At 72.6% G+C, this 14,375-nt stretch carries 15 protein-coding genes; 13 read left to right on the top strand and 2 right to left on the bottom strand.

The window, feature by feature from the left end; translation table 11 throughout:
• Positions 1–795: 795 nt before the first annotated feature.
• Entirely contained in the window at positions 796–2,169 is a 1,374-nt protein-coding gene (locus tag J3R08_RS20555) for an AMP-binding protein (RefSeq protein ID WP_069088287.1), read from the top strand.
• Between the two features lie 42 nt (positions 2,170–2,211).
• Here the strand turns inward: J3R08_RS20555 and J3R08_RS20550 are convergent, their stop codons facing one another.
• Complete coding sequence (locus J3R08_RS20550; protein ID WP_069088288.1) at positions 2,212–2,649, bottom strand: cold-shock protein; 438 nt, start codon at positions 2,647–2,649, stop codon at positions 2,212–2,214.
• A 156-nt stretch (positions 2,650–2,805) separates the two neighbouring features.
• Between J3R08_RS20550 and J3R08_RS20545 the strand changes: the two genes are divergently transcribed.
• Positions 2,806–3,468 (top strand): 4'-phosphopantetheinyl transferase, encoded by a 663-nt coding sequence (locus J3R08_RS20545; protein ID WP_064445435.1) that lies wholly within the window; start codon positions 2,806–2,808, stop codon positions 3,466–3,468.
• On the opposite strand, the gene J3R08_RS20540 is transcribed toward J3R08_RS20545, so the two are convergent.
• Positions 3,465–4,877: an acyl-CoA synthetase gene (locus tag J3R08_RS20540; protein WP_209962501.1), complete on the bottom strand. Its 1,413-nt coding sequence runs from the start codon at positions 4,875–4,877 to the stop codon at positions 3,465–3,467. The two genes, J3R08_RS20545 and J3R08_RS20540, sit on opposite strands and share 4 nt — an antisense overlap.
• A gap of 197 nt (positions 4,878–5,074) precedes the next feature.
• On the opposite strand from J3R08_RS20540, the gene J3R08_RS20535 reads away from it, so the two are divergent.
• From J3R08_RS20535 to J3R08_RS32490, 11 genes are all read left to right on the top strand, one after another.
• Positions 5,075–5,740, top strand: coding sequence for an HAD-IA family hydrolase (locus tag J3R08_RS20535; protein ID WP_104112197.1), 666 nt, complete (start codon positions 5,075–5,077; stop codon positions 5,738–5,740).
• Between the two features lie 304 nt (positions 5,741–6,044).
• Entirely contained in the window at positions 6,045–6,986 is a 942-nt protein-coding gene (locus tag J3R08_RS20530; protein WP_209962500.1) for an ABC transporter ATP-binding protein, read from the top strand.
• Positions 6,983–7,720, top strand: coding sequence for an ABC transporter permease (locus J3R08_RS20525; protein ID WP_043322827.1), 738 nt, complete (start codon positions 6,983–6,985; stop codon positions 7,718–7,720). The genes J3R08_RS20530 and J3R08_RS20525 overlap by 4 nt, the downstream gene beginning before the upstream one ends.
• Positions 7,721–7,971: 251 nt before the next feature.
• A complete protein-coding gene (locus tag J3R08_RS20520) occupies positions 7,972–8,214 on the top strand; it encodes a DUF5988 family protein (RefSeq protein WP_104112198.1) in 243 nt (80 codons plus the stop codon).
• 20 nt (positions 8,215–8,234) lie between these two features.
• Positions 8,235–8,615 (top strand): glyoxalase/bleomycin resistance/extradiol dioxygenase family protein, encoded by a 381-nt coding sequence (locus J3R08_RS20515; protein ID WP_064445437.1) that lies wholly within the window; start codon positions 8,235–8,237, stop codon positions 8,613–8,615.
• 457 nt (positions 8,616–9,072) lie between these two features.
• Positions 9,073–9,636, top strand: coding sequence for a dihydrofolate reductase family protein (locus J3R08_RS20510; RefSeq protein WP_166456131.1), 564 nt, complete (start codon positions 9,073–9,075; stop codon positions 9,634–9,636).
• A 178-nt stretch (positions 9,637–9,814) separates the two neighbouring features.
• Positions 9,815–10,429, top strand: coding sequence for a hypothetical protein (locus J3R08_RS32135; protein WP_245254778.1), 615 nt, complete (start codon positions 9,815–9,817; stop codon positions 10,427–10,429).
• Positions 10,430–10,458: 29 nt separating this feature from the next.
• Entirely contained in the window at positions 10,459–12,045 is a 1,587-nt protein-coding gene (locus tag J3R08_RS20505; RefSeq protein ID WP_245254777.1) for a hypothetical protein, read from the top strand.
• 141 nt (positions 12,046–12,186) lie between these two features.
• Positions 12,187–13,308 (top strand): glycosyltransferase, encoded by a 1,122-nt coding sequence (locus tag J3R08_RS20500; RefSeq protein WP_374102411.1) that lies wholly within the window; start codon positions 12,187–12,189, stop codon positions 13,306–13,308.
• Positions 13,309–13,348: 40 nt separating this feature from the next.
• Positions 13,349–14,203, top strand: coding sequence for a DMT family transporter (locus J3R08_RS20495; protein ID WP_043322834.1), 855 nt, complete (start codon positions 13,349–13,351; stop codon positions 14,201–14,203).
• Positions 14,200–14,334, top strand: coding sequence for a hypothetical protein (locus tag J3R08_RS32490; RefSeq protein ID WP_255358557.1), 135 nt, complete (start codon positions 14,200–14,202; stop codon positions 14,332–14,334). The genes J3R08_RS20495 and J3R08_RS32490 overlap by 4 nt, the downstream gene beginning before the upstream one ends.
• The last annotated feature ends 41 nt before the right edge of the window (positions 14,335–14,375 follow it).

Genomic DNA, 14,375 nt, shown 5'->3' with positions numbered 1-14,375 from the left:
CGCAGGGTTCGAAGCTGCCGCGGTCGCGGCGTGCGGAGGCGTCGAGCTGGGCGTCATCGTCGTTGAACTCGGCGTTCGTGACCCCGCCCGTGCCGATCCCGGCGCGGGCGGGCGTGGTGCCGGAAGCTGCTGTGGAGGTGTCGTCCGCCCCCGGGGCGGGGCCGTGGGGTCCGGTCGGGGCTCCGGCAATTGCCGGAGGCGCTCGATTGTTGCGATGTAAGGCATTGATGCCGGAACTGCGATCGATGCCTGTCCGGCCCTGCCGGCGGTCGAGGCTTGGTGGCGTCGGCGGGCCACGATTCGGACGTTTGGGAGATTCTGCGATTATGTATGAAAAAGAATTATGAATCCGAGTGTCCCGTTGGTTGCGGAGGCCTGCGGTCCCATCCGGCCCGAAGGCTGATCTAATGCGGCACACGTCAATGCGATAAAGCCGTGACGGCTAGCTGCCGGGCATCGAGGAGGACGTTTTACGGTCGATTTTCGCTCGCTGAGGACAAATGCGGCCTCTGCATTGTTCGCCGAGCCGGAGTGAGCGCTCGGGTCGGCCGTTGTGTCAGGACGGCCGGGATTCGGTCCTAGCTGGCCAGTAGGCCCGGACAGGGGGATTCGGACTCGGCGGCTAGGGGTTGTGCCCGACGATAGCCCGGCCCTAATTTCGGGGCACCCGGTCTCCACCGTCTGGATAGCCGGACATGGGGCCGTGCAGGCCCGAGACCTGAAGGGTTCTGTGGCCGTCGTGATGTCCCAGCTGCCGCCGCGACTCGTTGCGGCCCCGCGCAGGGGATAGCGGAGATGACACTGCTGCCGGTGCTGCGTGGATTCGGTGCGGATCGGGCCGACGCGGTCACGGTGGCCGGAGAAGCCCTCTCCAGCGAGGCCCTGCTGGGCTGCGTCACCGCCGTCGCTGATCGGATCAGGGGCGCGACCGCGGTCGCGGTCGACGGCACACCGACGCTGGAAGCGGTGGTCGGAATGCTCGGCGCCCTCCTCGCCGGGGCACCGCTCGTACCGCTGCCTCCCGGCGCCGACGAACGCGAACGCCGCCGTATCCTGCGGCAGTCCGGAGCGACGGTGATCCTCGGCCGTGCCCCGTCCGGGGCCGACGGCCTGTCCACGATCCCGGTCGACCTGCGAGAACACGCCTCGACGCGGCATCCCGAGCCCGCCCCGGGCAGCGACGCCGTCATCCTCTACACAGGTGGCGCATCAGGGCCGCCACGAGGGGTGCGCATCTCGCGCCGCGCCATCGCCGCCGACCTCGACCTTCTGGCCCGTGCGTGGCACTGGAGCGAGGAGGACGTGGTCGTCCAGGGCACCCCGCTGTTCCGGGCGTACGGTCTGGTCGTCGGCCTGCTCGGCGCGCTGCGGGCCGGCAGCCGTTTCGTCCACCTCGACCACGCCGGCACCGGGCCGGTCGGCTCCGTGCACCTGGCGTCGCCCGACCAGTGGGCGAAGATAGCGCTGGACGGCCACCGGGCCCGGCCGCTGTCCGCGGCGCGGATCCTCGTTTCCGCGGACGGCCCGCTGGCCCGCGCCGTGGCCGAACGGCTCCGACTGCTCACCTCGCACCGGCCGGTGCAGGCCTACGGCACCACCGAGACGCTCGTCGCGCTGACCGGGCGCCCCGGCGACCGTACGGTGCCGGGCGCTGTCGGCACCCCCCTGCCCGGCGTCGAGACGCGCGTGCTGGACCGCGAGGACCGGCCGGTGCCGGCCGACGGCCAGTCGGCGGGCGAGCTGAGCGTCTGCGGGCCGATGCTGTTCAGCGGGTACGTCGGCGGGCGGAGCCTCGCCGCCGGTCGCTGGCACGCCACCGGCGACCTGGCCAGCGTGGCCCCCGACGGCACGTACCGGATCATCGGGCGACGCGGGCTCGACGTGGTGCACAGCCGGGGCCGGCGGATGCCCGCCGGGCAGATCGAGGAGGCGTTGCTGAGCCACCCCGGCGTGCGCGACGCCGCCGTCGTCGGCACGCCGCACCACGCGCTCGGCGAGCAGGTCACCGCCTACGTCGTCGCCGAGGGGGTGACCGCGCAGGTGCTCATCGACCACGTCGGCCGGTACCTCTCGGCGGGCCAGCGCCCCCGGCGGGTGCACTTCGTCGACGAGTTGCCGCGCAGCGCCTTCGGGCGGATCAGGAAGTCCCTGCTGATCGCCGGCGGCTGAGCCGGCCGGACAGGGGGCAGCGGTGACCCGCCCCCGCCACGGTCAGCCCTCCACCCAGCCGTGCCGCCGGGCCAGCTCCAGCATCCTCGCACGTACCGCCACGATCTGCGCTCCGGTCAGGTCCGACACGGAGGTCACCAGCGCCTCGGTGGTCTCCGCGGAGAAGGCCCGCTCGGAGAGGACGTCGCACAGGCCCTCGTCGTCCTCCGCGCCGCCCGTGGCCTGTCCGCTGTCCCTGCTGCGCCCGCCGCCGACCGTGACGCCGGACACCCGCACCAGCACGGCCTTGGGCCCGCGCTCGGTCTCCACCGCGTCGTACTCGACCGGGACGCCGGGCGTCAGCGCCCACTTGTCGCCGTCGAGCATGTTCGCGTGCACGAACACGTCGTCGCTGCCGTCGTCCGGGGCGATGAACCCGTAGCCCCGCACCTCGTCGAACCGCACCACTTTGCCAGTGAGCATCGCCATTCCCGCGTCCATCCGCCCCAAATCCAGGTGCCCCGCCCGCAGGACCGGGACGGCGCTCAGAGTGGCACCTGTCCCGTGCAGGCCGGCACCCGTACCCGACCCCTATGGTGCACCTATCGCCGAGGCCCGCCGCGGCGAGGGGTGCCGCAGCGCCTACCATCGGCCAACGTGATCGAGCAGATCCTGCCCTCCACCGTGGCGGTGTCCGAGTCCTTCACCGATCCCGCCGGCGTGACCCTGTTCCCCGAGGAGGAGGCGCTGGTGGCACGGTCGGTGGAGAAACGACGCCGGGAGTTCACCACCGTGCGGCACTGCGCCCGGCTGGCTCTCGGCGAGCTGGGCCTCGCCCCGGCGCCGATCGTCTCCGGCGCACGCGGTGCCCCGCTCTGGCCCGACGGCGTGGTCGGCAGTATGACGCACTGCGATGGCTACCGGGCGGCGGTCGTCGGCCGTACGGCGGCGTTCGCCAGCCTCGGGGTGGACGCCGAGCCGCACGCCCCGCTGCCCGACGGGGTGCTCGGAGCGATCGCCCTGCCGGCCGAACGGTCGCGCACCGTCACGCTGGCCGCGGTCCGCCCCGCCGTCTGCTGGGACCGGCTGTTGTTCAGCGCCAAGGAGGCGGTGTACAAGGCGTGGTTCCCGCTCACCGGCCAGTGGCTGGACTTCTCCGAGGCGGACATCGTGTTCGACCCGGCCGGCACGTTCGAGGCCCGGCTGCTGGTGCCCGGTCCGGTGCTCGGCGGGGCCGAGGTGCGGGCGTTCGCGGGCAGGTTCCTGGTCGAGCGGGGACTGGTGGTCACCGCGATCAGCATCCCGGCGGTCGCGTCCTAACCGTCGGCGCTGAGCCGCGTCTTCTGCACCTTGCCCAGGGCGTTGCGGGGCAGGGCGTCGACCAGGCGCACCTCGCGTGGTCGCTTGTGCGCCGAAAGGCGCCGGGCCACGAAGTCGATCAGCTCGGCCTCGCCCACCCCGTCGCCCACCACGTACGCGGTGACCTGCTGACCGAGGTCGGGGTGCGGTGTGCCCACCACGGCTGCCTCACGGACCCCCGGGTGAGTCAGCAGGGCGTCCTCCACCTCCCCGGCGCCGATCCGGTAGCCGCCGCTCTTGATCAGGTCGGTCGACGCCCGGCCGACGATCCGGTGCCAGCCGTCCGGGTCGACGGTGGCGACGTCCCCGGTGCGGAACCAACCGTCCGGGGTACGGCTCGCCGCGTCGGCGTCCGGACGGTTGAGGTAGCCGTCGAACAGCGTGGGGCCGGTGACCTGAAGCTCGCCCATCGTCGCCCCGTCGGCCGGGAGCGGGGTGCCGTCGTCGCCGACCAGCCGCGTACGGACCCCGGGCAGCGCCAGCCCGACGGTGCCGGGCCGGCGTGGGCCGTCCGTCCGGGCGCTCACAGTGATCAGGGTCTCGGTCATCCCGTACCGCTCGACGACCCGGTGACCGGTGAGGGTGGCGAGGTCGGCGAAGACCGCCGCCGGCAGCGCCGCGCTGCCCGAGACCAGCAGCCGCGCCGGACGTAGCGCCCGGGCCGCGTCCGGGTCGGCGGCGATTCGGGACCACACCGTCGGCACCCCGAAGTACATCGTGCCGTTGGCGGCGGCGTACCGGTCGGGGCGGGGGCGGCCCACGTGGTGCAGCCGGCCGCCCAGCCGCAGTGGTCCGAGCACGCCGAGCACCAGCCCGTGCACGTGGAACAGCGGCAGGCCGTGCACCAGCAGGTCGTCCGGCGTCCATGCCCAGGCGTCGGCCAGCCCGTCGAGGCAGGCGGCGATCGCGCGGCGGGAGATCACGGCGCCCTTCGGGGCGCCGGTGGTGCCGCTGGTGTAGAGGATCACCGCGGTGCAGGCCGGATCCGGCTCGGGGTGGACGGTGTCCGACCGGCGGGTCAGGTCGACGGGTACGACGGGCCGGCCGGCGTCACCGACGGTGCGTTCCGCGCCGGCCGGGGCCAGCAGCGCCGTCGCGTCCGAGTCGCGCAGGATGTGATCGCGCTCCATCGGCCCGGCGTCCGGCGGGATCGGCACGACCGCAACCCCGGCCGTCAGCGCGCCCACCACGCCGACCACGGTCTCCAGGGTGGCGGTGGCCTCGATCGCCACCCGGTCGACGCCGCGCAGCTCGTCGGCCACCGCCGTGGCAAGGCGGCGAAGCTCCACCCAGGACGCCGCCCGGCCGCCGACCCGGATCGCGTCCGGGTGCCCGTCGGTTGTCTTCGTCAGCCAGCCCAGCAGCGGCATGGTGCGATCCTCTCAGCGGCCCGGTCCGAGCCCTGCCGGGGGCCGCGACGCCGGTAGGGTCGTGGGGTACCGCCGGATCCGGGCGGGCGAGTGCGCCGCCGGTGGGCCGGGAGAACGGTCCTGACCGTAGTCGGGGGTCTCCGCGGCCTGCCACCCCTACCGGCCGTGGCGGTCGTGCGGGCGGGGAGGTGACATCGATGGTCGCGAGGGCGACGGCGGCACCCGACGGTGTCCGGGCGGTGGTGTTCGACCTCGACGGGGTGCTGGTCGACAGCCTCGCCGTGGCCAGAGAGGCGTTCGCCCTCGCCTACGCCGAGGTGGTCGGCGACGGCCTGGCCCCGGTCGACGAGTACTGCCGCCACCCGGGCCGGTACCTGCCGGAGGTGCTGGAGCTGATGGGTCTGCCGGCGGCGCTCGCCGAGCCGTTCGTGCGGCAGAGCAACCGCCTTGCACACCGGGTCAGCCCGGTCGTCGGCGCGGCGGAGCTGCTGCGCACCCTGCGTCGGCGGGGGATCGGGCTCGCCGTGGCCACCGGCCGCAGCGGTGTACGCGCCCGGGACCTGCTCGGCCGGCTCGACCTGTTGCCGCTCGTCGACCACGTGGTGGGCTCGGACGAGGTGCCCCGCCCGAAGCCCGCGCCCGATATCGTACGGCGGGCGCTGCACCTGCTCGGGGCCCGGCCGGAGGAGGCGCTGATGGTCGGCGACGCGCCCAGCGACCTGGCCAGCGCGCGGGCGGCCGGGGTGGCGGCGGTGGCCGCGCTGTGGGGCGAGTCCGACGAGGAGACGCTGCGCGCGGCCGGCCCGGACGTCGTTCTGACCCGGCTCGACGAGCTGCTGCCGCTCTGCCCGGCACGGCGGTGACGAGCCACACCGGATCCGTGGGCGGGAAGCCGCCCGGAGCCGCCGCCCGCCCGGACGGGACGCCCGGACACCTGGCGTGACCGGGCGACACCCCTGTCGCCGGGCGGTACCCCTGTGGAGGATGGTTTCCCGCCTCGACACCCCCGATTCGTCACCTGATCAGTTGATCGGGGCATCGGTTGCGCGGATGATGTCGGGCGTCGGTCGGCCCGGGTCCGGCCCGTTGCCGCGGACCGACGCCGCGATCAGCCGAGTGGTCCGCCCTTCCCGGCGGCAAACCGCACATGAAGGAGGACCATCCCGGATGCCGGTCATCGAGGTCGATCATCTGCAGAAGCGGTACGGCGAGAAGGTCGCGGTCGACGACGTTTCCTTCACCGTCGAGCAGGGCGAGATCTTCGGCGTCCTCGGCCCGAACGGCGCCGGCAAGACGACCACTGTGGAATGCGTGCAGGGGTTGCGCCGTCCCGACGGCGGGACCGTCCGGGTGCTCGGGCTGGACCCGGTGCGCGACCGCACCGAGGTGCGCCAGCGCGTCGGCGCCCAGCTCCAGGAGAGCCAGCTGCCGGACAAGGTGCGGGTGCGGGAGGCGCTGGACCTGTACCGGTCCTTCTACCGCAACCGGGCCGACATCGACGAGCTGCTGACCGACCTCGGCCTGGCCGAGCAGCGCAACACCTACTTCCAGAAGCTCTCCGGCGGGCAGAAGCAGCGGCTGTCGGTGGCCCTGGCGCTGGTGGGCAGGCCGGAGATCGCCATCCTCGACGAGCTGACCACGGGCCTCGACCCGCAGGGCCGCCGGGACACCTGGGATCTCGTCGAGCGGATTCGCGACCGCGGCGTCACCGTCGTGCTGGTCACCCACTTCATGGAGGAGGCGCAACGACTCTGTGACCGGATCGCGATCATCGACAAGGGGCGGATGGTGGCCATCGACAGCCCCGCTGGCCTGCTCGCCCGGGTCGGCAGCGAGCACCGGGTGCACTTCCGCCCGGCGGAGCCGGTCGAGGACGCCCTGCTGCTCGCCGCGCCCGACGTGACCGGGGTCAGCCGCTACGGGGCGGAGGTGACGGTGACCGGCACGAAGGACGTGCTCCAGTCGGTCCTGGCAGTGCTCAACGGGCGCGGGACGACCTACACGGACCTGCGGGTCGAGCAGCCCACCCTCGACGACGCCTTCGTCGCCCTGACCGGCCGCGGCGGCCGGGCCGCCGCGCAGTCCCCGACCGACGGGAGGTCGTCGTGAGCGCCCTGTCCAAGCTGATCGCCGTCGAGACGAAGCTGTTCCTCCGGGAGCCCGTGTCGTTGTTCTTCGTCTTCGCCCTGCCGATCGGCCTGATGCTCGTCTTCGGCCTGCCGCAGCGTGCCGGTACCGCCGCCGACACCGGCCAGCACGCCGAGCAGACGTTCCTGCCGTCGCTCGCGCTGGCTCTCACCATCGGCATGCTCGCGCTCTTCACCCTGCCGATGGCGCTGGGCATCTACCGGGAACGCCGGATCCTGCGCCGTCTGGCGACCACCCCGGTGCAGCCCGCGCTGCTGCTGGTCGCCCAGGTCGTGGTCAACCTCGTGATGGGCGTGCTCGGTGCGGTGGTCACCTCGATCGCCGTGCGGTTCCTGCTGGACCAGCCGGCGCCGGCCAACCTGCCCGGGTTCGTACTGGCCTTCCTCCTCGGGGTCGCGTGCCTGTTCGCCGTCGGCCTGCTGATCGCGGCGCTGGCGCCGTCGGCCCGGGCGGCACAGTCGATCGGCCCCGCGCTGTTCTTCCCGCTGCTCTTCCTGGCCGGCGCCTGGCTGCCCCGCGACCGGATGCCGGGTGCCCTGGCGGCCGTGGCCGACTACTCGCCGCTCGGCGCGACTGTCGACACCATCGGCGCGGCGTGGGCGGGGGCCGACCCGGAGCTGCCGCAGCTGATCGCCCTGGCCGTCACGGCCGCCGTCGCCGCCCTGGGGGCGACGCGGTTCTTCCGCTGGGAGTGAGCCCGCCTCCCGACCGGGCTGGTCCGGCATCGTCGCTGCCCAAGGCCGTTTCTAGGGGTGCGCTAAGGGTGCTCACGAAATGTGATCTGCACTACGTTCGGAGCTGAACGGGTGGCCGCTCACCGGACAAGGACGTTCGACCGCGGAGCGTCCGTTCACCCGGCAACGGGTGTCGTTGGACCTGTGTGGACCGAACCGCGTCGCCCCTGCGGCGGCTCGTGGGGTGTGCGGAATGCGACGGAGGTCGTGCCATGAAGGACGTTTCGCAAGCTGATCCGGTCGCCCGGGACGCCGCCGGCGTCATCGATGTCGTCCTGGAGGGCGGCCCGGCCGGCCTGCCGGCCGATCTGCGCAGCCGTCGGGTGTCCAGGGCCGAGAAGAAGATCAAGATCCTGTACTACGGCGGGTACGAGCACTTCGAGCGGGGCGCCGCCGCCGCGACGGTCGAGCCGGTGGTCTTCCGCTGGACCGGCCGGACCCGGATCGCCGAGTAGCGAAGGGACGCAGCAGTCTCATGCGGGCACAGGACCAGCGGACGGGACCGCACCTGACGGTCAGCGACACGAGCGAGGCGATCGCCTTCTACACGGACGTCTTCGACGCCGTGGCCATCCAACGGGAGTGCCTGCTCGACGGGCATGTCGTGCACGCGGAACTGGCCGTCGGCGGTCATCGCCTGATCGTGAGCGAGTGGTGGGAGGCGGGCGACCCGTCGGTGGCCGCGAACCGTGACGAGGTGTTGACCATCGAGCGGACGGACCCCGAGTCGGTGCTGCGGCGGGCGGTGGCCGCGGGCGCCCATGTCGAGCCGCCGGCTGCCCCGTCGCACCAGGTCACGTTGCGCGACCCCGCCGGCCTCTGCTGGACCGTCGTCGGCCCGCAGCGGGCGGGGTAGGGCGAGTCCCGGCGGACCCGGGACAGGCCGCGGGAACCCGTGCGTACGGCGCGGGTTCCCGCGGCCTGTCCGGCGGGACGTCGCCGGAGTCCGCGCGGTGCGCGGCGCCTGGGCGCTCCTCCGGTCTCCTGGTCAGCCGCGCGGCGGTCCCGCCGACAGTCCGGCTTCCGCCGTCAGGTCCTGAGTCGTACGCGGGCCGGCGGGGGCGACGATCACCTGATCGTCTGCCGGGCCGACGGTTCCCTCAGCGCCTCCGCCACCAGCGTACGCAGCCGCCCGGCGGTCGCCCCGGCCGGCACACGCGGCGGTGGGCGTGCACCGTTCGCTGTTGGTGTCCGCCGGAGGTGTCGGATCTGGGCAGGGGTGTTCGTAGTCAATGAGCGGGGCAGCCCACGAGGCTGCTGGGTGATGCGCCCGTGCGTCCAGGCTGTTGCGGTTGACCATCGAGAGGTAAGGCATGGCCAAGCTGATCTATGTGAACAACGTGTCGCTCGACGGCTACATGGAGGACGAACGCGGCGCGTTCGCCTGGTTGCCGATGGACGACGAGGTGTTCGTCGTCTACACCGATCTCCTGCGGTCCGTGGGCACGTTCCTCTACGGACGGCGGCTGTACGAGGCGATGGCCGTCTGGGAAACCGACGCCGCTCTGGCCGCGCAGTCCGACCTCATGGCCGACTTCGCAAGCGCCTGGCAGGCAGCGGGAAAGGTCGTGTACTCCACGACCCTCGCCGCGGTGTCGACCGCCGACACCCGGCTCGAACGCCGCTTCGACCCCGCCGCGGTACGCGAACTGAAGGCCACGGCCGGCAGCGATCTCACCGTTGGAGGTGCAAACCTCGCGGCGCAGGCTCTTGAGGCCGGGCTGGTCGACGAGTGCCAGCTGTTCGTCTGGCCCGTGGTCGTCGGCGGGGGTAAGCCGGGCCTGCCGTCCGGCATGCGCGTCGACCTCGAACTCCTCGACGAGCGCCGATTCCGAAACGGCGTCGTACACCTCCGCTACCGCCCTGTCGGGCAGTGAACGACGGCCCGTCCGATCGCCTGCGCTTGCGTGAAGGTGGGGCGCTGACGGCTGATCCGACCGGATGAGGTCGACCATCACCCACTCCGGTGAACGCACCCCGGGCGCGGCTCAATCCCCGCTCTCGGTGTTCGGTGTTCGGCAGCGGCACCGTGGCAGCTTCTGTGACGCTGTCCTGGTGAGCGCGCCCGGTGACGAGGCTGTCGAGCTGCGTGTTCACGGGGTCTCCGGCGCGTCGGCGGAGACCATCGTCGATCATCCGATCGTGGTGCGGGTGGCGGGGGACCGGCACGCCGGGTTCTACCGGGTCCGGGAGGGACTCGGTCGGGCGGGCGGCGCCACCGCCGGGGTGGTGGTGGAGGCGTACCGGTGGGGGGCCCTGACCGCGGGGGTGGCGGTGCGGACGGCGTCCATGCTGCTGCTGTTGCCGTTCATGCTGGGCAACCTCGCGGTCTGGCTGCGCCCCACCCTGGCGGACCGGTTCGGCCTGCTCGGCGGGTTGTGTCGCCTGCTCGCCGGGTCGCTGACCGTGGCGTTCACGCTCGCGCTGGTCGGGGTGAGCATGAACCTGCCCGGCTGGCAGTGCGTGCCGTACGTGGAGTGCCGGCAGGGGCGGCCGTACCTGTCCTGGCTGGCGGCGTTGCCAATGGGCCCGCGCCTGGCGGTGCTGGCATTGGTGCCGCTGCTGGCGTTGCGGGTGTTCTGGGCCGTCGGCGCGCGCTCGCGCGTGCCTTCGAAGGCTTCGAGGCCACCCCGCCACACGAGCGGCTGCTGGAGTCGACCGGGAGCCTAGCCGCACCGGGGATCTGGCACGACGAGCGGATGACGTCGTGGCTGCGTCAGATCCATGTCGGGCTGGGCGCCGGCACTGTTTACCTCAGCCTGGTCGTCGCGGTGTCACACGATCGGTGGAACGGCGTAGCCGTCGCGCTGCTCGGCCTCACCGGCGGACTCGTGCTGTTCTGCGCCGCGCTGCTGCTGGTGACAGTGAGCGTGAGGTGGGCCGGCCCGCTGCGACGCCTGCTGTGGATCCTCGTCGCGGTGGCCACCGTGTCGAGTCTCGGATACGCCGTGTCCCGACGGGAGGTGCCGGTGGTGGCCGGGCAGATGCCCGGCTACGAGGGCGCGGCCGCCGGCCTGGTCACCGCGCAGGGACTGCTGCTGGTCCTGATCGCCGCGGTGACGCTGGCGCGGCAGCACACCCGGCCGGCCGGCTCGCGCGCGCTGCTGCGCGGACTCGGCACGCCGCTGGTGGCGGCGATGTCGGTCACGGTCACCTCCGCCTACACCACCACGTTGGTGTTCCGGACCGCCGACCATCTCGACCGGGGCCGCATCCCCGACCCGATCCGGCCCAGCCCACCTGCGCTGGGCCCACTGGAACCACCGGTGGCGTACTGGTGGGCCGCGCTCGCCGGGCTGGCCGCGTTGCTCGTCGTCACCGCGGCGATTGCCTTCACCCTGCCCGCCGCCCGGCGCCGTCGTCGGGCGTACGCGCGACGCGTGGTCGAGCGGGACTACCCCGACGCGCCCGCTTCGGCGGCGCCGCGGCTGGCCGCGGTCCGCGACACGGTCGCCCGCTCCTTCGTCACCGAGGAACTCGGGCCGACCCTGGTCGCGTTCTTCGTGGTCTCCTCACTCGGGCTCGCCACCGTGGCGCTCGACCTCGTCGGGATCGGCCCCACACAACTCGCCGCCCGCCTCAATCGGCGCCACGACGTCCTCGCCGTGCTCACCGCATATGTCACCGACATCGGTATCTGGATCATCAGCCTCATCGTCGTCGGACTGCTGATCCTGGCCTACCGCGCGTACCGGTCGCCGGAGACCCGCCGGCTCGTCGGCGTGTTGTGGGATCTGGGCACGTTCTGGCCCCGGACGGTGCACCCGTTCGCACCGCCCTGCTACGCGGCGCGGGCCGTGCCCGAACTGACGCGGCGGGTCTGTGCACTGGCCGCGCATGGGCCCGTGGTGATCTCCGGGCACAGCCACGGCTCGGTACTGGCCGCCGCCACCGTCCTGCACCTGCCATCCGAGACTCTGCCACGGATCGCGTTGCTGACCCACGGCAGCCCCCTGTACCGGATCTATGCCCGCCTCTACCCGGCCTACCTCGGCGAACGGGTGCTGTGCGAGCTCGGTGAGCGGATCGACTGGCGGTGGCGCAACCTGTGGCGTGATACCGACCCGATCGGCGCGCCGATCTTCGACCATCCCGACCTCACGCCTGGCGTACCTCGGGAGGCCGCAACTGTCGACGTGCGGCTGCGCGATCCCCGCGGTGTCACCGTGGAGCCGACGGACACCGTTCCGCCCGCAGTGGAACGCCACTGGCCGTATCACACGCAACCGGAGTACCAGGACGCTGTCAGGCTCCTCGTCGGGAGGATCCGTGGCCGTGCGCCGTAGGTGGTGAGGTCAGGTTCGGGGCGCGGCCTGGACGACCACGGGGGGAGTCGCCCAGGCCGCGTCGGTGGTCAGGTGTGACGACGGTGACAGCGGGTACCCGCGCCCGTGAACAACGGGTGGCGGGAGCATCCTCATGCCCGGATCCCTCCCGGAACGTGGCCTGCACCGGATCACCGGTGTGGCGGCGGAGGGATCGTCGTGGTGTCGGCCGACATCGGCGCGGGCCACGACGCCGCCGCCGCTGAACTGGCTGCCCGGCTCGCCCTCGACGGCGTCGAGGTGCACCACCTCAACTTCTTCACGTCCCTGCCCAAGCCCCTGCACGGGATGATCCGCGAAGGTTACCGGTCGCTGTTGCGCTGGTGCCCGCTCAGCTACGACGCCTTGTTCACGATCACCGACCGTTCGCCACCGCTGGTGGCTATGATCAGGTCCGCCTTACGGTCGGCCCGCCGGCGGATGCTGATGCAAATGCCGCCGGACACCGGCCTGGTCGTGTCGACGTTCCCGTTCGCCAACCAGATCCTCGGCCCGCTGCGCCACAGCGGGAGGCTGAGCACACCGGTCGTCACCTATGTCACCGACTTCGTCATCCACCCGACCTGGATGGCGACCGGCGTCGACACCTACTGCGTGATCCACGAGGCCACCCAGCAGCAAGCCGCTGTTCGTGGCGCACCGGACGTCCGACTCGTCGACCCGCTTGTACCCGCCCGCTACCGGCCACCGACGGATGCCACCAGACGCGCCGCCCGCGCCCAGTTCACGCTGCCCGAAAAGGGAAGACTAGCGCTCATCGTCGCCGGGTCCTGGGGTGCCGGCGACGTGGCCCGTACCGCCAGGGAGGTACTGGCCGCCGGCTGTGTCACACCGGTGGTGGTATGCGGACGAAACGACAGCCTGCGCCGGCGCCTGGCCGGCTTTCCCGGGCACGTCATGGGCTGGGTCGACGACATGCCCACCCTCATGCAGGCGGTGGACCTGATCGTGGAGAACGCTGGTGGCCTCACCTGCCAGCAGGCACTGGCCGCGGGTCTGCCCACCATCACCTATCGCCCGCTTCCCGGCCACGGCCGAGCCAATGCGCAGGTGCTCGCCGGCGCAGGCCTGACCACCTACGTCCGAAACCCCGCCGACCTGTGCCAGGAGTTGACCCGCACAGCGGCTTCCGCCCTGCCGGCGTTCACCAGCGCCGACGACATGGCCGCGATCGTGTCCGCGACCCTACGGTCCGGGGCCGGAGTGGATGGGAACCCGCGGTGACGTCCCGGCGCTCACCCGCGGACCACTCCTGCACCCAGCCATGATCTTTTACGCGCTGGCCGGGGCCTTCAGCTTCGCGCTGTCCGCCGCGCTGCATCAGCGCGCCGCGGCCCAGCAGCCGCGCTTCGCAGCGCTCGACCCGCGGCTGTTGCTGCGGCTGTTCCGCAACCGCCTGTGGCTTTCCGGCTGGATCCCGGACACGGCCGGAGTCGTCTTCCAGGTGCTCGCGTTGCGTTCCGGCGCGCTCGCGGTCGTGCAACCCATCATGGCCAGCGGGCTGTTCATGGCAGTGCTGATCGAGGCCGTCATCGCCGGCCAGCGCGTCGCGCGCCGGGACCTGCTCGCGGTTGCGGTGGGCGTGGTGGGCCTGACCGCGTTCCTGCTTCTCGCCGACGTCCGCGCCGGTGTGACCCGCCCTGCGCCGACGGCCTGGACGGTCGCCATGAGCTGCGCGGTGGCGGCCATTACGGCCTGCGTCCTGGCCGCGCGCCGCCGCCATGGCGCCGCGCGGGGCGCGCTGCTGGGCGTGGCCAGCGGCGTCGCGTACAGCTTCGCGGCGGCGCTGGTCAAGGACCTCGCCGGCGGCTCCCCGGGCTCCCTGCTGTCCGCCGTGGTCAGCTGGCGATCCGCGGCGCTGATAGTGGCCGTCGCCATCGGGCTGATCCTGAATCAGGCCGCCTTCCAGCACGGTCGCCTCGCCGCACCCCTGACAGCTCTCACGCTCACCGACCCCGTCGTCAGCGTTCTCGTCGCCATCACCGTCTTCCGGGAAACACTCTCCGACGAGCCCATCCGTATCGTCGGCCTTGTCCTGGCGGCCGTCACGGTCGGCGGCGGCGTGTGGCTCGCTGCTTCCGCCTGCTCGGCGGGATCGGTCGAACACCGCCGACGGTGACCGTCACCCTTCCCGGTGCCTTCGTGGGCGTGCTGCTCGGCGTCGGCGCACCCGTCGAGGCGGTCGCCGTCGCGGTGACCATCGAACTGGTCGCCGACGGGCTGCTTCGCCGACCGGAACGCCGCGGATAACCCGATCTCCCCGAGGTCCCGCCACCGAGTCGGCAGGATGA

The organism is Micromonospora sp. HB375 (genome assembly GCF_017872985.1).
In the GTDB taxonomy this organism is placed as follows: domain Bacteria; phylum Actinomycetota; class Actinomycetes; order Mycobacteriales; family Micromonosporaceae; genus Micromonospora; species Micromonospora chalcea.
The sequence above is the reverse complement of the archived record's forward strand: the minus strand, read 5'-3'. Positions and strand labels throughout refer to the sequence as shown.